This window comes from Nonomuraea sp. 3-1Str (assembly GCF_031570565.1).
Lineage (GTDB): Bacteria > Actinomycetota > Actinomycetes > Streptosporangiales > Streptosporangiaceae > Nonomuraea.
Map to the genome: position 1 here is coordinate 16,978 of NZ_JALHBK010000043.1, position 17,460 is coordinate 34,437.

Below are 17,460 nucleotides of genomic sequence, written 5' to 3' on the forward strand. Positions count from 1 at the left end.
AACCCGACCGGGCTCGATCGGCGGTTGAGGTTGGGGTCTGAGGAACGTCCGAACCGGATCGTGCGCTTCGGGCGCCGGCAGGCTGGACGCGATCCTGCCGCCAGCAGGCGGTGAGGGCGGGCCTTCGAGGAAACTGAGTGCAAGGGGATCGATATGCCTGATGGATGTGATGGATGGCTGGGGGACGGGAGGAAGCCCGGGTGAGTGCCGCGCGGTTGATCTTCGCAGCGCAGGCCTTACGCGGCCTGGCGTACGGACTGGCCGCCGTCCAGCTCGCCACGCTGCTGCTGGCCGAGGGGCTGCAGGCCGCCGGGGTCGGTCTCGTGCTGGCCGCCGTGATGGCCGGGGGCGCGCTGGCCGGCATCGCCCTGGCCCGCTGGGGCGACCGGTTCGGCCGTCGCCGCTCCTACGCCGTGTTGTGCCTGGCCCTGGCCCTGTGCGGGTCGCTGATCGCGGTCGGAGCTCCGGTGTGGCTGCTGTGCCTGGCCGCTCTGTCCGGCGCGCTGTCGGTCGAGGTGGTCGAGTCCGGGCCGTTCACCACCGTGGAGCAGGTCATGCTGGATGGCAGCGGCGTGGCCGTGCGCGGTTTCGGCCTCTACAACGCCGTCGCCGCCACCGCCGGGACCGCCGGCGCGCTGCTGGGCGCGCTCCCGCCCTCGCGGTTGCTGCTCGGCGGGGTGTTGCTGGCCGTGGGCGTGGCTGGTGCGTTGCTGGCCCTGCGGCTGCCCGCTTCGCTGGAGGTGGCCTCGACTCAGGTCTCCGCGCCGGTCCGGCCCCGCCCGGTCGTGGTCCGGCTGGCGGCGCTGTTCGCCGTGGACAGCCTGGCAGGGGGTTTCGTTGCGCAGGCCTACCTGGCCTACTGGCTGGGCGTCCACTACCAAGCTGACACGGCGAGCATCGGGCTGCTGTTCGCGGGCTGTGCCGTCCTGCAGACCGCTTCCTTCCTCCTCGCGCCGGTCCTCGCGGCCAGGATCGGACTGCTGAACACGATGGTCTTCACCCACCTGCCGAGTAACCTGCTGCTGATCGGCGTCGCCTTCGCCTCAGAGTTCCCGGTGGCGGCGGGGCTGCTGCTGGCCCGCGCCTGCCTGTCCTCGATGGACGTGCCCACCCGCCAGGCCTACGTCATGGCCATGGTCCCGCCCGCCGAGCGCATCACCACAGCCGTCGTCACCAACACCGCCCGCTACCTGACCCGGCCCGCCGGTCCCGCGCTCGCCGGGCTGCTGCTGCCCCTGGGTCTGGGCTGGCCGTTCCTCATCGCCGGGACCGCCAAGACCCTCTACGACCTGACCCTGTGGCGGATCTTCCGCCGCGTCGAACTCCCCACCGAAGGCACATCGTGATCTAGGTGGCCAGGGCCGGCTTCGCCGCGTTCTTCACTGTTGACGTGGTTGTCAGTCGTTGGGGACAATCGATCTTCGGTGATCATCCAGAGGATCTGAGGGACCTGGCCCTGTGACGGTCCGACAACCTGCCCAGTACGGGCAAGGTGCCAACGCCAGGAACGATGAGGAAGGTCTGATGAGTGTTCAGCTCGATGTTCCTGTGCTCGCTGGTTCGTTGGTGCGGCTGGAGCCGTTGACGATGGAGCACGCGGCCGACCTGGCGGCGGCCGCGGAAGAGGACCGGGCGTCCTACGGGTTCACGCTGGTTCCCCGCGGGAGCGAGATGCGGGGGTATGTGGCGACGCAGTTGGCCAGGCGTGGGTTGACGCCGTTCGCGCAGGTCCGGGTGCGTGACGGCAAGGCGGTGGGGTGCAGGGGCTTGTGGGATCCGCGGTCATGGCCGGATCGGCCGGCCCTGCGAGCGATCGAGATCGGCTTCACCTGGCTCGCGGCGTCGGCGCAGGGCAGCGGGATCAACGCCGAGGCGAAGCTGCTGCTGCTGGGGCATGCGTTCGAGTCCCTGGGGGTCGCGCGGGTCGATCTGAAGACCGACGCCCGCAACCACCGGTGCCGGCGGGCGTTGGAGCGACTCGGTATCGGCTTTGAGGGTGTCCTGCGCAACTGGTCGATGTCCTGGGCACCCGGCGAGGAGGGGATGTTGCGGGACTCGGCGATGTTCGCGGTGGTCGCGTCCGAATGGCCGGCTGTCCGGCAATCCCTCATGACCCGGCTGGCCTCAGTGGGCACGCCCGGATGAGTGTCCGGCCCGGCGGCGTCGTGATCGACGTCATCCTTGGCCGGGCTCGGAGTCAGACGGTCTCACCCAACTGTTCGGCCAGCTGCTCCAGTCCACCCTTGATGAGTCGCCCGTACTCGTCGTCGCCGAGTGCGCCGATCCCGGCCCGCGCCTGCCGGAGGTGCTCGCGGGCGCGGTCGAGGTCGCCCAGCTTGCGGTAGCACTCGCTGAGGTTCAGGTGCAACGACGGATACAGGGCGGCCACCGAAAGCGGCACTCCGGCCTGGGCCACCCGCTCATCCGTGATCAGGCCGACGGCGGCAAGCGCCCGCAGATCCCACATCAGCTCCTGGTGCACGTCATCCTGCACATCGGCCATCGAGTGGGCAAGGACGCAGACATGCAGCGGGTCGCCTCGCTCGCCGCCGATGTCGTCCCAGATCTGCGCGAACAACTCGCGAGCGGCTTCGCGCCGGCCTTGATGGTGATGCAACTCCACCCCCCGGCCGATCCGGGTCATCGTCGGGTCGGCGGTCATGAGCGGCTCCCTCACGGTCGCAGGTGATCATGGTCAGCCTACTTGCTCTACGTCTCGTACAGACCTTCAAGCCGCTGACCAGCGAGAACGATCGGTAACCCCAGACAGCCGTCGAATATGACCCCGTACGGCGAGATCCAGTTGCGGACTGACCGTCGCCTGGATCTGACCGGCCTGCCGGTGAATGCACGCTGACAATCAGCAACCTGCGATGTCACGCAGAACTGTGTTGGGGCGCTAGGCGGCGGAGGCCGCATAGCTGCGGAGGAAGGCCCGCACGCCTGCGGTGACGAGCCGGGTGACTTCCTCCTGGGGGAGCGGGATGGCGCCGTAGAAGGTCTGCTGGTTCACGTCGTGAGCAAACCCCAGCGTCAGACCCAGCACAAGCTGCGGACGAGACCCGCGCGGTGGCCAAGACCACCCTGCACCGGCTCGCCCCCTTCAGCCCGCTCCCGATGCAGCTGCCCTTCCGTCCGGAAGGAGACATACCGCGCGTCAACTGGGGTCGGCTGCACGGATCACCGGAGTCGAGTGCATGCCGCTCACTCCTGCTGCTGGAGCTCCATGACGTCGGCGACCACGCAGCTGGCGTTGTCGGGACCGCCGGAGCCGTTGGCGAGGGCGATGAGTTCGCGGACCGCCTGCTGCGGCTCGCTGATCTCGGAGAGCACCCGGCGGGTCTTCTCGGTCGGCACGACGGTCGACAGGCCGTCGGAGCAGAGCAGGTATCGGTCTCCCTGCTGAGCTTCGTGCAGGCGCATGTCAGGAGTGTCATCGGCTCCGTGGCCCAGGGCTCGAATCAGCAGCGACCGCTGGGGGTGGGAGGCGGCTTCTTCCGGGCTGATGCGTCCTTCCTCGACCATCGACTGCACCATGGTGTGGTCGTCGGTGATCTGGAACAGCCTTCCCTCGCGCAGGAGGTAGACGCGGGAGTCGCCGATGTGGATGAGGGCCAGTTGCGAGCCGGTCCAGAGCATTGCGGTGAGTGTCGTGCCGGCCTCCTCGGAAGCGGGGTCGACCCCGGCGATGCCGTTGACGGCCTGCTTGGCCAGTTCGACGGCGTCTTCGAGGACGTCGAGGAGGTTGCCCTCCGAGATGCTCTCGGTTTCGAGGTGCTTGAGCGCGTCGACGGCGGCCGCGCTGGCTGGGGCTCCTTGATTGCCGTAGCCGTCGGCGACGGCGAGCAGGCGGGTCCCGGCGTAGGCGGTGTCCTGGTTGCTCTCGCGGACCAGGCCCGTGTCGGACAGTGCGGCGTAACGGATTCCCAGAGGCTTGGCGGTCGAAGACATGGCAGGGTCCTTCCATGACAGGTGGTCGATGAGGAAGGCGGCCAGGTCCCGCCGTGCGGCGGTGTCGGCCTCGACCTGGACCCAGAACGTGCGGATCTCCTGGGCCGCCGGGCCCGCATCCAGCGTGCAGACGCGCTGGATGCGCGCCAGCGGCATCCCCAGGCGGCGAAGCCAAGCGACCAGCCGGGCCTGATCCAGCTGCTCCAGTGCGTACAGGCGGTATCCGGTCACCGGGTCGACGCGGGCGGGGGCCAGCAGTCCGAGCTCGTCGTAGAGACGCAGCGCCTTCGGCGACAGCCGGGACGCCTTCGCGAATGCCCCGATGGTCAGCAACCCCATGCTCGCTCCTCCTCATGCCGAGCACATCGCCCGGCCCCACCTAGGCTGTGGCCTCCCCCAAGGTGAAGGTCAACCAACGATTTCGGGAGGAGCGTGGTCGGCCCTCAGGAGCTTGGCGTATTCGGTCTTTTCGTCGGAGCGGGTCATGGGGCGGCCGGGGCCTACCGGGTGTACTCCGAGTTCAGCAGAGCGGTGGCGATGGTCACCTGCACCGGTTCGAGGTGGGTCTTGCCGTCCTCGATGTCCCACAGGGCGTTCTGCAGGACACGGCCGAGCGTCCAGCCGGCGGCCCGTTGCCGGTCCAGGCCGAGGGCCTCGGTCAGCAGGTCGAAGCGGCGCAGCGCGGTGCGCCCGACGTCGCCCGCCGCCACCGCGTCCCAGCGGCAGTCCAGCGCCGGCAGCAGGTCGAAGCCGGGGTCACCGGCCAGGGGCTCGGGGTCGATGGCCAGCCACGGCTCGCGCTGCCCGGCCAGGACGTTGCCGTCGTGCATGTCCCAGTGCAGCAGGCGGTCGCCGCACTCGCCGGCCAGCTCGGCGACGGCCGCGGCACAGGTGAGCACCAGGCGCCGCTCGGCGGGGTCGCGCAGCGCCCGCACGGCCCTTGGAGCCTGGCCGAGCATGGCGGCGGCGATGTCGGACAGCCGCCGCAGCCCGGCGGGCGCGGGCACCGCGGTCAGGCGGCCCATCAGGCCGGCCAGGATGCGCATGGCGGCGTCATCGTCGGGGAGCGCGGACAACGGGCGCGTCGCGTCCAGCCGTTCCAGCAGCTGGGCGCCGCTGTCCGGGTCGTGGTCGAGCAGGCGCACGACGCCGTCGCCGTTCCATGCCCGCAGGCCGGCGGCCACACCGGCGGTCTCCTCGCGTACCTGTTGGAGTTTGAGGACGGCGGGCGCGCCGCCGGCCTGCAGCACGGGCAGGACGAGCGAGGCCATGCCGTACGCGGCCGGGCCGTCCGGCCGCAGCTCCCAGCGCCGTAGCAGCTCGCCGCCGAGGTGGGGCAGCCGGGTGACCCAGGCGCGTGCCTCGGGGTCCTGGCCCCCGTAGGAGGCGGCGAAGACCTCGGGGACGTCGATGAGGATCGACGTGGTCATCTCTCTCCTCAGGCTATGAATCTACATTGTAAAGGGCGTGGGTCGGTTTCAGAATGATCAACACCTTCCATTCAACCCTGCGCCGACGGCGAACGGGCGCCTCGGGATGCACTGTCCCGGCGTACGGTCCACAGCATGATGATCGACGGTTACGGGATCGCCTACGACGAGGCGGGGCCCTCCCAGGACGACGCTGTGGTGTTCATGCACGCCGGGGTGGCGGATCGGCGCATGTGGGAGCACCAGTTCCGGGCGCTGTCCGACCGGTACCGGGTGATCCGCTACGACTGGCGGGGCCACGGCGAGTCCGCTGACGCCGACGGCGAGGTGTGCCACCACGAGGACCTGCTGGCGGTGCTCGACGCGCTGAAGGTGCGCAGCGCCGTACTCGTGGGGTGTTCGATGGGCGGCGCGTACGCCGTCGAGGCCGCGCTGGCGGCGCCGGAGCGGGTGGCGGGGCTGGTGTTGTGCGGCTCGGGCCTGGCGGGGCATGGGTGGCCGGCGTCGATGGTGGAGCAGGCGCGTGAGCGGGTGCACAGCGCGGTGCCCGCCGACCGGCTGGCGCGTTACCGGCGTGGCGGGGTGGCGGATGTGGACGCGGGTGACGTGCTGGCGATGGCGCGGGCGCACACGTTGTGGCAGGTGGCGGGTCCGGAGCGGGGGCGGGCGGATCTGGAGGACGGGGTGTGGGAGGGGGCGGTGGAGATGTGCCGTCTGGTGTTCGCGCGGTCGTGGGGCGGGCCGCCGGTGGTGGAGCGGGGGCTCGTGCCGGCGGCGGCGGGGCGGGTGGGGGGGATCGCGGTGCCGGCGCTGGTGGTGAACGGGCTGTCGGATGTGGCGGGGATCCAGGAGGTGGCGGGTCTGCTGGCCGAGGGGATCGCGGGGGCGCGGCGGGTGGATCTGCCGGAGACGGGACATCTGGCTCCGCTGGAGCGGCCGGTGGAGGTGACGCGGCTGCTGGAAGGGTTCCTGGTGGAGGTGCTGGCGGCCCGGTAGGGGGCCGGGGTGGACTCTCCCATGGGGGGAGAGGCCATGCTGTGGGGCGTGGACGAGGATCTGCTGCCGATCGGGGTGTTCGCCCGGTTGGGCCGCTTGAGTGTCAAGCAGTTGCGGCATTACGGCGAGCTGGGGTTGCTGGTGCCGGCGTGGGTGGATCCGGTGACGGGTTATCGGTATTACCGGGCGTCGCAGGCGCGGGAGGCGTTGTCGATCGGGTTGTTGCGGTCGATGGACGTGCCGCTGGCGGTGGTGGCGGAGGTGTTGTCGGGGTCGCCGGAGGCGCTGGAGTCGGTGCGGGAGGAGTTGGAGGCGGAGCTGGCGCGGCGTCGCCGTACGTTGGCGTCGCTGGAGGTGGTGCTGGAGCGGGGGTTGCCGTCGGCTTCGGTGCGGGTGGTGGTGGAGCCGGCGTGCCGGGCCGTGGTGGTGCGGGAGCGGGCGCCGGATGTGGGTGGTGTGGCGCGGGCGACGTCGGCGGCGGTGGAGCGGTTGTCGCCGTTGGCGCGGGTCGTCGCGGGGGCGTCGGAGCCTGTGCGGTTGGTGGGGTTGTTCCCGCTGGAGTTGGACGAGCCGTTCGACGTGGCGGTGGCGCTGGTCGTGGACGGGGCGGTGGCGGGGGTTCTGCCTGGTGGTGCGCGGTTGGAGGTGCTGGCCGGGGGTGCGTTCGCGTGTGCGACGCATGTGGGTCCGTATGACCAGATCGGCCTGACCGCTCATGCGGTGCTGGCGTGGTGCGCGGAGCGGCGTCTGGCGGTGCGGGGGCCGATTCGTGAGGTGTACGTGTCGGATCCGGCTGTCACGTCGCCTGATCAGCTTGTTACTCATCTGATGATTCCTCTGGAGGAGGAGCCGTGAAGGTTGACCTGAAGACGTATGGTCCTGCGACGTGCCTGAGCGTCACGGGGATGGGGGAGCCGGGCGGGGCGGAGCATCTGGCGGCGATCGGTGCGCTGTATGCCGTGGCCGGTGGGATGGGCGGGCCGGCGGGTCCGTTGGAGGGCTTGTGGTGGGTGGAGGAGGAACGGCCGGGGCTGGAGGTGGCGCGGGAGCTGTGGCGCTGGCATCTGATGCTGCCGCTGGCGGGGGTTCCGGAGCCGGGGGTCGTGGAGGCGGCTCGTGAGGCGGTGCGGGTGCCGAGGTCGGCGGTGGATCGGGTGCGGGTGGTGACGTACACGGAGGGGGAGTGTGTGGAGGCCCTGCACGTGGGGCCGTTCAGTGAGGAGTACGTGACGTTGCAGGTCATGGAGGAGTTCATGGCGGAGCGGGGGCTGGTGCCGAACGGGCCGCATCACGAGGTGTATCTGACGGCGTTCGATGATCCGGCGCCGCGGACGGTGTTGCGTCAGCCGGTGCGTCGGGGCTGAGCCGGGCGATAACTATAACGGTATTTCTATACCGAGTTATAGACTGGATGCATGGTACGGCCACCGCTGACACCCGAAGAGCGGCTCCGCGGCGAGGAGCTCGGCCTGACCCTGCGTCAGGCCCGGGGTGAGCGCAGCATCGTCGAGGTCGCCGCCGCGGCGGGCATGTCGGCCGAGACGCTTCGTAAGATCGAGACCGGGCGCATCGCCACGCCGGCGTTCTTCACCATCGCCGCCCTGGCCGACGTGCTCGGCGTCTCCCTGGACCACCTGTCGGACCACCTGTCGGACCGGTTCGCGGGTCGTGTCACCCCGGCCGTGCCGGGGTGAGAGCGGGGGAGCGGCGTCCCGGGTGCGAGCTCGCGCCGGCCCGGTCCGACCCGCCGTGGACCTTCGGCCGGTCTGACGCGGCCTCGGTCTGACGCGGCCTCGGTCTGACGCGGCCTCGGTCTGACGCGGCCCGGTCCGTTCGTCCCCGGTGGGTCGCGTCCAGGCCGCGTCGTCTCGCCCGAGGGTACGGGCGGCGGGAGGGACGGTCACCCGATCACCTTGTCCACAAAGGCGGTCAGGTTCGTGCGGGTGCGGGCGATCTTCTCCTCCGGGGTGAGGGACTCCTCGATGGCGCCGTCTCCCGCGGCCTGCTTCTTGCCGCGCGCGTACAGGGAGCAGGCGAGGTCGGTGCACAGGTACTGCCCGACCGAGTTGCCCTGGCGGCCGGCCTCGCCGGTGCGGCGGGCGGTCATCAGCGCCACGCCGCCGCTGGTGTGCGTGGTCAGGCACAGTGAGCACATGCTGCGTGAGGTGAAGCCGCGTGAGGCGGCGGAGGTGACCCGCAGCGCGATCCCGACGAGGCCGCCGTCGTGGCCGGCGACGAGGTAGGCGCGTTCGGGGGCGCCCGGGTCTCGCCATCCGAGGAAGTCGAGGTCGTTCCAGGGGCTGTCGGTGAAGTCCTTGGGGAGGTTGAGGCGTTTGGTCTCGCCCTTGGAGCAGTTGACGAATGACGTGCGGATATCGCGTTCGGTGAGGGGTTCCATGGGCGGGGAGGCTAGCCGCCCTTAAGGGTAGTATGCAAATACTTAAACCCTGTAAGTAAGGCGAGGAGGGCACGTGGCACGTGCGGGGGTGACCGCGGAGCGCCTGACCCGGGCGGCGGCGGACCTGGCGGACGAGATCGGCTTCCACAACGTGACCGTCTCGGCGCTGGCGCGCGGCTTCGGCGTCAAACCGGCAGCCCTGTACGCGCACGTCCAGGACGCGCAGGACCTGCGGATCAGGGTGGGGGGACTGGCCCTGACGGAGCTCGCCGACCGGGTCGGCGAAGCGCTGGCGGGCCGCGCGGGCAAGGACGCGCTGGTGGCCTTCGCCGACGCCTACCGCGACTACGCCCGGCAGTTCCCGGGCCGGTACGCCGCGGCGCAGCTTCAGCTCGACCCGGAGACGGTGACCGCCGCCACCGCTTCCCCCGGCTCCGCGGTCGGTGCGGCCGTCAGCCCCGCGGTCGGTGCCGCCGTCAGCGCCGCCCGCCGGCACGCGGAGCTGACGCGGGCGATCCTGCGCGGCTACGGGCTGTCCGAGCCCGACCAGACCGACGCGGTTCGGATGGTGAACAGCACCCTGCACGGCTACGTGAGCCTGGAGACGGCGGGACAGTTCCGCCATCACCCGCGCGAGGTGGAGCTGTCGTGGGCACGGACCCTGGACGCCCTCGACACGGTCCTCAGGCACTGGCCGCCGGCCTGACGAGCGGCCCCACCCCGCCTGCCGGGCACGGTGAACGAGCGCGGCAGGCGGGGTGGGGCGCTCAGCCGCCGCGCTTGTGGTCGCGCAGCAGCGGGTGGACGCGCATCGCCACCTCCAGCTCACCCGGCAGCTCGTCGCGGTAGCGGCCGAGCGTGGACAGGTCGCTGTGGCCCAGCACCCTGCGCACCGCGTCCATGTCGACGGCGTCGGCCAGCAGATGGGTGGCCGTGGTGTGCCGTAACCCGTGGGGTGTGACCGAGCGGCGCTGCGCGGGGTCGACCAGCGCCTGCACCCGGTCGATCACCCCCTGGACCGCGCCGCGGGCCAGGCGCCGCCCGCGCCATGACAGCAGCAGCGCCTTGGCGTCGGAGCCGGTGGCCTTGCCCGACACCAGCGGCCGGCCCCGCTCCAGGTAGGCGTCGAGCGCTTCGGCGACGGCCTGCGGCAGCGGCACGTCGCGGGTGCGGCCGCCCTTGCCGAAGATGCGCCAGTAGCGGACGCCGTCGTTGGTGTAGAAGTCCTCCACGTTGGCGCGCACCAGCTCCGAGACGCGTGGCCCCATCGTGGACAGCAGCAGCACGATCAGCGCGTCGCGCGGCTCCATGCGCTGGTCGCGGCGTCCCTCGCGGGGCGCCTCCTCCAGTGAGCGGGCCGCGCCGATCAGGCCCTGGGCCTGCTCGCGGGTCAGCGCCCGCCGCTCCGGCCGCAGCCCGTCGCGCTGGCGTGCGGTGATCGTGGAGACGGTCATCGGGTCGAGCTGCACCCATCCGGCCAGCAGGGCGTGCTTGAACAGCGCCGACACCGAGCGGCGGAAGCGGGCCTGCGACGACGGCGACTGCCCCCGCGAGCCGCCCCCGCCCACCCCCGCACCGTCACTCGAGCCCGAGCCCGAGCCCGAGCCCGAGCCCGTGCCTGTACCCGTGCGTCTGCCGTCGGGCTTGCGGGCGAAGGCCAGCAGCACCGCGTCGATGTCCTGCCCTGTCAGGTCGTCCAGCACCCGGTCGCCGCCGGCCAGGTCGACCAGCGTGGCCACGTCGCGGGCGTACACCTCCGCGGTGGCGGGGGACAGGGCCCCCGTCAGCGTCCGGGCCCGCACCAGCTCCACGTAGCGGTCCGCCGCCTCCGCCACCGTCACCCGTTCGAGCTCCGCAGGCCGCACCGTCCCCCTCCTCGCCTCGTGATGTCAGGCCGTACGACCCCGCTGGTCGTACGGCCTGACGCAAGATCCACAGGAGACGGTAGCGGCCGCCACCGACAGAAAACTCAGATGTCGCGGAAGGTCTCGATGCGCGCCCCGAGCGCGTTGAGCCGCTCGGCCAGATCCTCGTACCCGCGGTTGATCACGTACACGTTGCGCAGCACCGAGGTGCCCTCGGCGGCCATCATGGCCAGCAGCACCACCACGGCCGGGCGCAGCGCCGGCGGGCACATCATCTCGGCGCTGCGCCAGCGGGTGGGGCCCTCCACCAGTACCCGGTGCGGGTCGAGCAGCTTGACCGAGGCGCCCAGGCGGGTCAGCTCGGTCAGGTAGATGGCGCGGTTGTCGTAGACCCAGTCGTGGATGAGGGTGGAGCCCTGCGCGGCGGCGGCGATCGCGGCGAAGAACGGCACGTTGTCGATGTTGAGGCCGGGGAACGGCATCGGGTGGATCTTGTCGATGGGGGAGACGAGCTTGGAGGGCCGCACGGTGAGGTCGACCAGGCGGGTGCGGCCGTTGGCGGCCGGGTACTCCGCGCCGCGGTCGTGGTCGAGGCCCATCTCCTCCAGCACGGCCAGCTCGATCTCCAGGAACTCCACCGGCACCCGGCAGATCGTCAGCTCCGAGGAGGTGACGACGGCGGCCGCGAGCAGGCTCATGGCCTCCACCGGGTCCTCGGAGGGGGAGTAGTCGACGTCGCGCTCGATGGTGGCCAGGCCGTGGACGGTCAGCGTGGTGGTGCCGATGCCCTCCACCTGCACGCCGAGCTGCTCCAGGAAGAAGCACAGGTCCTGGACCATGTAGTTGGAGGAGGCGTTGCGGATCACCGTGATCCCGTCGTGGCGGGCGGCGGCCAGCAGGGCGTTCTCGGTGACGGTGTCGCCGCGCTCGGTCAGCACGATGGGCCGGGCGGGGGCCGCGCCGCGGTCGACGCGGGCGTGGTAGAAGCCGCCGGTCGCGGTGATGTCGAGGCCGAAGTGCTTGAGCGCCGACATGTGCGGCTGCACGGTTCGGGTGCCGAGGTCGCAGCCGCCCGCGTACGGGATCTGGAACTGGTCGGTGCGGTGCATGAGCGGGCCCAGGAACATGATGACGCTCCTGGTGCGGCGGGCGGCGTCGGTGTCCATGGACTCCAGCTCCAGCCGGGCCGGGGGCACGATCTCCAGGTCGTTGCCCTCGTTGATCCAGCGGGCGCGTACCCCGATGGAGGCGAGGACCTCCAGGATGCGGTAGACCTCCTCGATGCGCGCCACCTTGCGCAGGATCGTCCGGCCGGAGTTGAGCAGCGAGGCGCACAGCAGGGCGACGCAGGCGTTCTTGGAGGTCTTGACGTCGATGCTGCCCGACAGGGGGCGGCCGCCGACGACCCGCAGGTGCATGGGGCCGGCGTAGCCCAGGGAGACGATCTCGCTGTCGAGGGCCTCTCCGATGCGGGCGATCATCTCAAGACTGATGTTCTGGTTGCCGCGCTCGATGCGGTTGACCGCGCTCTGGCTGGTGGCCAGGGCGTCGGCCAGTTGGAGCTGGGTCCATCCGCGGTGCTGGCGCGCGTCCCGAATCAACCGGCCGATCCGCACAAGGTAGTCATCTGTCACAACAGCAGACCATATCTCACATATGAGATGTGATCGCGTCTGCCCCTGCCGACGCGCCGGACAACTCCCGATGCGCCGCCACGTTGTCCGGCGTCGCCTCGGGCTTGCGCTTGCCCACGAACGCGCGCCGCGCCTCGGCGAAGCCGTGCCGGTCGTCGAACATGTCCCGGCTCATCTCCGCCAGCTCCTCCACCCGGTAGGCGTCCAGCGGCTTGCGCCGCTCGTCCTCCTCCCGCTGGGCGCGCCGCGCCGCCAGCAGCCTGCCGTACGACGGGTCGTGCGCCAGCCGCTCGGCGTAGTCCAGCACCGCCCGCTCGAACTCCAGCCGCGAGCCGGGCAGCACCTCGTCGGCCAGCCCGAGCCCGGCCGCGTCCACCGCCCCGACCGGCAGCGCGTCCTGCGTCAGCCGCCGGGCCGCCGCCGCGCCGACCCTGCGCGGCAGCGTGTACGTCCAGTACTCCGAGCCGAACAGCCCCATCGTGCGGTAGTGCGGGTTCAGCACCACGCCCGCGCGCACCAGCACCCGGTCGGCGCCCAGCCCCATCATCACGCCGCCCGCGCCCGCGTTGCCGCCGACCGACGTCACCACCAGCTGCCCCGTGCACGCCACGATCTCCCGGCACACCTGGTTGATGGCGTTGATGTTGCGCCACGCCTCCATCTCCGGGTGCCGCGACGCCTCGATCACGTTCAGGTGGATGCCGTTGGAGAACACCTCGCCGCCGCGCACCACCAGCACCCGGGTGTCCTGCGCCACGGCGTAGCGCAGCGCGGAGGCCAGCCGGTGGCACTGCTCGCTGGACATCGCCCCGTTGTAGAAGTCGAAGCTCACCACGCCGACGCTGTCGCGGCGGTCGTAGGTGATCTCGCTGTAGCCGGCGCGTTCCTCCGCCCCGGCGGCGAGCTCGCCCAGCACCGTGACCGCCGGCAGCTTCACCGCGCCCGGCTCGTCTCGCCGCAGGTGCCCCACCCACACCGAGCCGTCGCCGGTGTGCACCAGCGCCGCGCCCTCACGCCGGCCGGCCACCGTGCCCGGCCGGCCGCTGATCGCCGGCCCGCGGTAGACGTCGAAGACCCGCATCGGCGTCTCGCCCAGCACGGTCCGTCCGCCGGGCGCGCCGTCGGCGGCCCGTACCCTCCGCAGCACCGCGTCGGTCGGCTCCTCCCAGGAGAACTCGCGGTCGGCGTGCCGCATCGCCGGGCGCAGCCGTCCCACGACCTCGGGCCGCCGGTAGTCCAGTGGCGCCGGTGTGAACGACGGGTCGGCCGCCTTGGCCGCGACCTCCACCACCAGCTCCACCGCGGCGTCGGCCACCGGCCCGTTGTACAGCGCCGACTTGCGGGGCGGCTCGGCCGGCATCGGGAACATGCGGTATCCCCAGATGGGGCCCGCGTCCATCTCCTCCACCGCCTGCAATGCCGTCACGCCCCAGCGGGGCTCGCCGTCGAGGATCGCCCAGTCCAGCGAGGAGGGTCCGCGGTCGCCGGGCGGGCCCGGGTGGATGATGATCGTGCGCTGCGTCCGCCACAGCGGCGAGGGCACCTTCTCCTTCAGGAACGGGCAGATGACCAGGTCGGGCTTGGCCAGCTGGACGGCCTCCAGCATGACCCGCTCCGACAGGGCCAGCTCGACGGTGACGTCGTGGCCGGCCCGGCGCAGCTCCAGCCAGGCGCGCTGGGTCAGGCCGTTGAACGAGGAGCAGAGCAGCAGGATACGCAACGCGGACTTCCTTCGGGTGTTCGTCACATCAAGGGGGGAGGGGGCCGCTGGTGGGGCGGGCCCGCACGGGCCGGGGGTTGTCAGCGGGGCCGGGGTGTCAGCGTGGGATGGTCGCGCGGCCGTCCCAGCGTTCCCGGGCGTTTAAGACAGTCCCATATGTCCCGTACATGCATCGATGCTGACATGTCCAGGCAAGTACTGCTGACATAACCCCGCAGAAAGCCGCGACATGCGGCACCAAAAATCCACAAATGTCCGGATTTTTGGCGGGCGGGCGCCCCGACACCACCCCCGCCGGCCCCTCCACCCCACACCCGCCGCAGAGCCGAAAACGCCCACGGTCCGTACGCCACCCACCCCCAGCCCGTCACCGAACCCGGGGGAGAGGCCCCCAACCCCGACACCCCACCTGAACGACGCCCACGTGTACAGTGTTCACCCGCGCGAGGCGCGACCACCCGCCCGCGCCCGAGGAGGAACCATGGGCCAGCGGCGCACCCAAGTCCTGCACACCGCCATCGACCTGCTCGACGAGGTCGGCCTCGACGGCCTCACCATGCGCCTGCTCGCCGACCGCCTCGGCGTCCGCGCCAGCGCCCTCTACCGCCACTACCCGAGCAAACAAGCCCTGCTCGACGCCATGGTCGCCCACCTCGTCACCCCACCCGACGCCGGCGCCACCCTCGACGGCCCCTGGGACCACCAGCTACGCGCCGTCGCCCACGGCATCCGCCACCTCATGCTCGCCCACCGCGACGGCGCCCGCCTCATCGCCGGCTTCCACGACCCCGGCGAGCACGCCGTGGCCTCCTTCCACCCCCTCATCGACCCCCTCCCCACCGCCGGCGCACCCCCCGCCACCGCGATGGTCGCCGTCGACACCGTCCTGGCCTACGTCAACGGCTACACCACCGAGGAACAGGCCCGCGCCACCGACCCCGGCGCCCCATCCCGCCCGCAACGCGACCAGGCCTTCCACGACGGCCTCGACCTCATCATCACCGGCATCCGCACCCACCTGACCACCACAAAGCCCCCCGCCTAGGACACCAGCAGCCCCACCCCGGCCAGCGACACCCCCACCACCACCGCCGTCGCCAACCCGCCCAGCACCACAGCCCGGCGACCCGTCCGCGCCAGCACCCGCAACCGCACCGCCGCCCCCATCGCGAACAACGCCGCCGCGAACAACACCATCTGCGCACTCCTCAACGGAGCCAGCCACCCGACCGGCACGACCCCCGCACTACGCAACCCCACCATCACCAAGAACCCCACCACGAACAACGGCAGCACCGGCGCCCTCCCACCACCACCCGAAGGCCCCTCCACCCGGCGACGCCACACCCCCACACCCGCGATCAACGGCGCCAGCAACACCACCCTGGTCAGCTTCACCACCACCGCCACCCCCAAAGCCGCCGAACCCGCCGTCTGCGCCGTCGCCACCACCTGCGCCACCTCATGCACACTCGCCCCCGCCCACCCCGCGACCCCCCCCGCCGGCACCCCCACCACCCCCCCCGCCAGCGGCAACACCACCATCGCCAGCGACCCGTACAACGTCACCAGAGCGACCGCCGTCACCACGTCCTCCTTCGCCCCGCCCACCACCCCCTCCATCGCCGCCACCGCCGCCGCCCCGCAGATGGAGAACCCCGTCGCCACCAGAACCGACAACCCCCGCCCCAAACCCAGCCGGCACCCCACCCACCACGTCACCGAGAACGTCACCGCCACCGTCCCCAGCACCAGCAGCAACACCGGCCACCCCAACGCCACCACATCCGACACCGCCAGCTGCGCCCCCAACAGCACCACACCCACCCGCAGCAACCGGCGCGCCGCGAACGCCAGACCCGGCTCCAACGCCGCCCCCCGCACCCCCAGATTCGTCAGCGCAGCCCCCAGGACCACCGCCGCCACCAACTGGCTCACCGCCGGAACCAGCACATTCACCACGACCGCCACCAGCACACCGGCCGACACCACCACAAGCCCCGGCACGAGCGAACCGGCGTCACGCGCCGGCCTGACAGACACCACCATGCGACGGATTGTCTCCACCCACCACACGCCCCGGTAGCCGCCGAACACGCACCGCGTCATACGGTGAACGCATGACCCGCCGGTGGCCCGACCTCGAAAGCCTCGCCCTGCTCATCACCGTCGCCGACCAAGGAAGCCTCGGCAAAGCCGCCACACTCCACGGCATCACCCAGGCATCGGCCAGCCGACGCCTCGACACCCTGGAACGCGAACTCGGCCTGCCCCTCCTGCACCGCACCACCACCGGCTCACGCCTGACCCCCCAAGGCCACCTCGTCCTGGACTGGGCCCGCGCCACCCTCGCCGCCGCCGACGACCTGCTCACCGGCGTGCAAACCCTGCGCCGCCACCGCGACACCCGCATCCGCGTCGCGGCCAGCATGACCATCGCCGAATACCTGCTGCCCGGCTGGCTCGTCGCCCTGCGCCGCGACCACCCCGACGCCGAAGTGGACGTCCAGGTCGTCAACTCCGAAGTCGTCTGCCGGCTGGCCCAGCACGGCGACATCGACGTCGGCTTCATCGAATCCCCGTCCGTGCCGCCAGGACTCACCGCCCGCACCATCACCTCCGACCGGCTCGTCGTCGTCGTGGCCCCCCGCCACCCCTGGACGCGCCGCCGCACCCCCCTGCACCTGGCCGACCTCGCCGCCACACCCCTGGTGGTACGCGAACCCGGATCCGGCACCCGCCACGCCCTCGACCGCGTCGCCACCGGCCCCGACGTCGCCCCGCCCGCCCTGGAACTGGCCTCCAACGCCGCGGTCAAGGTCGCCGTGCAGTCAGGAGTGGCCCCCGCCGTCCTCAGCGTCCTGGCCGTCACCGCCGAACTACGCGAAGGACGGCTCGTCGAGATCCCCGTCACGGACCTCGACCTGCGGCGCCCCCTGCTCGCCGTCTGGCGCGACCGCTCCCGGCCGCCCCGCGCCGCCGCCGAGCTCGTCCGCCTGGCCCGCGCCGCCACCACCGCACGCCGGGGGAGCGGGTAGAGCCTTGCAATAATTTACACAGACGGATAACTTTACTCATGTGGATAAAACAGTGTGGGCCCGCGTCCGGGCCCTCTTCCTCACCGTCCTGATCATCTCCCTCGCCACCCTCGCCGCCGCACCCCTGCTCGGCGCGAACTGGGTGGTCTGGCTCCGCGGGGGAGCGGTGGCCGCCGCAGCCGCCTGGCTCCTCGCCCTCACCGCACAGGCCGCCGCCGGCAAACGCTCCGCCTACCTGCGCATCCGCCTCATCACCACCATCGCCCCCATCGGCATCGCCCTCATCGTGGCCGTGCCCGACAACGGCTACCCCCCATGGATGAAAGCCGAACAGGCACTGGTCGGCCTCCTCCTGGCCGCCGTCGCGATCATCGTCAACCGCCCCCGCGTACGACAGGCGTACCCCAGGCGTGGCAAGCTGGGCTGAC

At 71.5% G+C, this 17,460-nt stretch carries 18 protein-coding genes and 1 riboswitch; of the genes, 10 read left to right on the forward strand and 8 right to left on the reverse strand.

The window, feature by feature from the left end; genetic code table 11:
• Positions 1-200: 200 nt before the first annotated feature.
• Both MTP10_RS39570 and MTP10_RS39575 read left to right on the forward strand, forming a co-directional pair.
• Positions 201-1,346 carry an MFS transporter gene (locus MTP10_RS39570; RefSeq protein WP_310716780.1) on the forward strand — a complete coding sequence of 382 codons (1,146 nt, stop codon included), beginning with the start codon at positions 201-203 and terminating at the stop codon, positions 1,344-1,346.
• A 79-nt stretch (positions 1,347-1,425) separates the two neighbouring features.
• Positions 1,426-1,517: riboswitch (SAM riboswitch) on the forward strand.
• A 7-nt stretch (positions 1,518-1,524) separates the two neighbouring features.
• Positions 1,525-2,145, forward strand: coding sequence for a GNAT family protein (locus tag MTP10_RS39575; RefSeq protein ID WP_310716782.1), 621 nt, complete (start codon positions 1,525-1,527; stop codon positions 2,143-2,145).
• Positions 2,146-2,197: 52 nt separating this feature from the next.
• Here the strand turns inward: MTP10_RS39575 and MTP10_RS39580 are convergent, their stop codons facing one another.
• From MTP10_RS39580 to MTP10_RS39590, 3 genes are all read right to left on the reverse strand, one after another.
• Entirely contained in the window at positions 2,198-2,662 is a 465-nt protein-coding gene (locus MTP10_RS39580) for a hypothetical protein (protein WP_310716785.1), read from the reverse strand.
• A 542-nt stretch (positions 2,663-3,204) separates the two neighbouring features.
• A complete protein-coding gene (locus MTP10_RS39585) occupies positions 3,205-4,290 on the reverse strand; it encodes a MerR family transcriptional regulator (protein ID WP_310716787.1) in 1,086 nt (361 codons plus the stop codon).
• Positions 4,291-4,451: 161 nt separating this feature from the next.
• The gene (locus MTP10_RS39590) at positions 4,452-5,381 is read right to left on the reverse strand and encodes an aminoglycoside phosphotransferase family protein (RefSeq protein WP_310716789.1); all 930 of its coding nucleotides are present in this window, start codon (positions 5,379-5,381) and stop codon (positions 4,452-4,454) included.
• A 135-nt stretch (positions 5,382-5,516) separates the two neighbouring features.
• On the opposite strand from MTP10_RS39590, the gene MTP10_RS39595 reads away from it, so the two are divergent.
• From MTP10_RS39595 to MTP10_RS39610, 4 genes are read left to right on the forward strand one after another with little or no spacing between them, the layout of a single operon-like run.
• Positions 5,517-6,377: an alpha/beta fold hydrolase gene (locus MTP10_RS39595; protein WP_310716790.1), complete on the forward strand. Its 861-nt coding sequence runs from the start codon at positions 5,517-5,519 to the stop codon at positions 6,375-6,377.
• A gap of 48 nt (positions 6,378-6,425) precedes the next feature.
• Positions 6,426-7,232, forward strand: a complete 807-nt coding sequence (locus MTP10_RS39600; protein WP_310716792.1) for a MerR family transcriptional regulator — start codon at positions 6,426-6,428, stop codon at positions 7,230-7,232.
• Entirely contained in the window at positions 7,229-7,741 is a 513-nt protein-coding gene (locus tag MTP10_RS39605; protein ID WP_310716794.1) for a GyrI-like domain-containing protein, read from the forward strand. The genes MTP10_RS39600 and MTP10_RS39605 overlap by 4 nt, the downstream gene beginning before the upstream one ends.
• A gap of 51 nt (positions 7,742-7,792) precedes the next feature.
• Complete coding sequence (locus tag MTP10_RS39610) at positions 7,793-8,071, forward strand: helix-turn-helix transcriptional regulator (protein ID WP_310716796.1); 279 nt, start codon at positions 7,793-7,795, stop codon at positions 8,069-8,071.
• Positions 8,072-8,277: 206 nt separating this feature from the next.
• Here the strand turns inward: MTP10_RS39610 and MTP10_RS39615 are convergent, their stop codons facing one another.
• Positions 8,278-8,775 (reverse strand): FBP domain-containing protein, encoded by a 498-nt coding sequence (locus tag MTP10_RS39615; RefSeq protein ID WP_310716798.1) that lies wholly within the window; start codon positions 8,773-8,775, stop codon positions 8,278-8,280.
• A gap of 73 nt (positions 8,776-8,848) precedes the next feature.
• On the opposite strand from MTP10_RS39615, the gene MTP10_RS39620 reads away from it, so the two are divergent.
• On the forward strand, positions 8,849-9,481 hold the full coding sequence (locus MTP10_RS39620) for a TetR/AcrR family transcriptional regulator (RefSeq protein ID WP_310716800.1): 633 nt from the start codon (positions 8,849-8,851) through the stop codon (positions 9,479-9,481).
• A gap of 61 nt (positions 9,482-9,542) precedes the next feature.
• On the opposite strand, the gene MTP10_RS39625 is transcribed toward MTP10_RS39620, so the two are convergent.
• The 3 genes from MTP10_RS39625 to MTP10_RS39635 form a co-directional block, all read right to left on the reverse strand.
• On the reverse strand, positions 9,543-10,640 hold the full coding sequence (locus MTP10_RS39625) for a tyrosine-type recombinase/integrase (RefSeq protein WP_310716802.1): 1,098 nt from the start codon (positions 10,638-10,640) through the stop codon (positions 9,543-9,545).
• Positions 10,641-10,744: 104 nt separating this feature from the next.
• Complete coding sequence (locus tag MTP10_RS39630; protein WP_310716804.1) at positions 10,745-12,274, reverse strand: UDP-N-acetylglucosamine 1-carboxyvinyltransferase; 1,530 nt, start codon at positions 12,272-12,274, stop codon at positions 10,745-10,747.
• Positions 12,275-12,290: 16 nt separating this feature from the next.
• Positions 12,291-13,994 carry an enoyl-CoA hydratase-related protein gene (locus MTP10_RS39635; protein WP_310716806.1) on the reverse strand — a complete coding sequence of 568 codons (1,704 nt, stop codon included), beginning with the start codon at positions 13,992-13,994 and terminating at the stop codon, positions 12,291-12,293.
• 481 nt (positions 13,995-14,475) lie between these two features.
• On the opposite strand from MTP10_RS39635, the gene MTP10_RS39640 reads away from it, so the two are divergent.
• Positions 14,476-15,039 carry a TetR/AcrR family transcriptional regulator C-terminal domain-containing protein gene (locus tag MTP10_RS39640; RefSeq protein WP_310716808.1) on the forward strand — a complete coding sequence of 188 codons (564 nt, stop codon included), beginning with the start codon at positions 14,476-14,478 and terminating at the stop codon, positions 15,037-15,039.
• On the opposite strand, the gene MTP10_RS39645 is transcribed toward MTP10_RS39640, so the two are convergent.
• On the reverse strand, positions 15,036-16,091 hold the full coding sequence (locus tag MTP10_RS39645) for a putative sulfate exporter family transporter (protein WP_310716810.1): 1,056 nt from the start codon (positions 16,089-16,091) through the stop codon (positions 15,036-15,038). The genes MTP10_RS39640 and MTP10_RS39645 overlap by 4 nt on opposite strands.
• Before the next feature lie 23 nt (positions 16,092-16,114).
• Here MTP10_RS39645 and MTP10_RS39650 point away from each other — a divergent pair, with 23 nt between their 5' ends.
• Together MTP10_RS39650 and MTP10_RS39655 are read left to right on the forward strand one after the other, a co-directional pair.
• Positions 16,115-17,032 (forward strand): LysR family transcriptional regulator, encoded by a 918-nt coding sequence (locus tag MTP10_RS39650; RefSeq protein WP_310716812.1) that lies wholly within the window; start codon positions 16,115-16,117, stop codon positions 17,030-17,032.
• A gap of 40 nt (positions 17,033-17,072) precedes the next feature.
• Entirely contained in the window at positions 17,073-17,459 is a 387-nt protein-coding gene (locus MTP10_RS39655; RefSeq protein ID WP_310716814.1) for a hypothetical protein, read from the forward strand.
• The last annotated feature ends 1 nt before the right edge of the window (position 17,460 follow it).

What these genes read in the sequence shown, in the direction of transcription:
- MTP10_RS39575 (WP_310716782.1), top strand. Translation starts at nt 1,525, where the DNA reads ATGAGTGTTCAGCTCGATGTTCCTGTGCTCGCTGGTTCGTTGGTGCGG.
- MTP10_RS39580 (WP_310716785.1), bottom strand. Translation starts at nt 2,662, where the DNA reads ATGACCGCCGACCCGACGATGACCCGGATCGGCCGGGGGGTGGAGTTG.
- MTP10_RS39585 (WP_310716787.1), bottom strand. Translation starts at nt 4,290, where the DNA reads ATGGGGTTGCTGACCATCGGGGCATTCGCGAAGGCGTCCCGGCTGTCG.
- MTP10_RS39590 (WP_310716789.1), bottom strand. Translation starts at nt 5,381, where the DNA reads ATGACCACGTCGATCCTCATCGACGTCCCCGAGGTCTTCGCCGCCTCC.
- MTP10_RS39595 (WP_310716790.1), top strand. Translation starts at nt 5,517, where the DNA reads ATGATGATCGACGGTTACGGGATCGCCTACGACGAGGCGGGGCCCTCC.
- MTP10_RS39610 (WP_310716796.1), top strand. Translation starts at nt 7,793, where the DNA reads ATGGTACGGCCACCGCTGACACCCGAAGAGCGGCTCCGCGGCGAGGAG.
- MTP10_RS39615 (WP_310716798.1), bottom strand. Translation starts at nt 8,775, where the DNA reads ATGGAACCCCTCACCGAACGCGATATCCGCACGTCATTCGTCAACTGC.
- MTP10_RS39640 (WP_310716808.1), top strand. Translation starts at nt 14,476, where the DNA reads ATGGGCCAGCGGCGCACCCAAGTCCTGCACACCGCCATCGACCTGCTC.
- MTP10_RS39650 (WP_310716812.1), top strand. Translation starts at nt 16,115, where the DNA reads ATGACCCGCCGGTGGCCCGACCTCGAAAGCCTCGCCCTGCTCATCACC.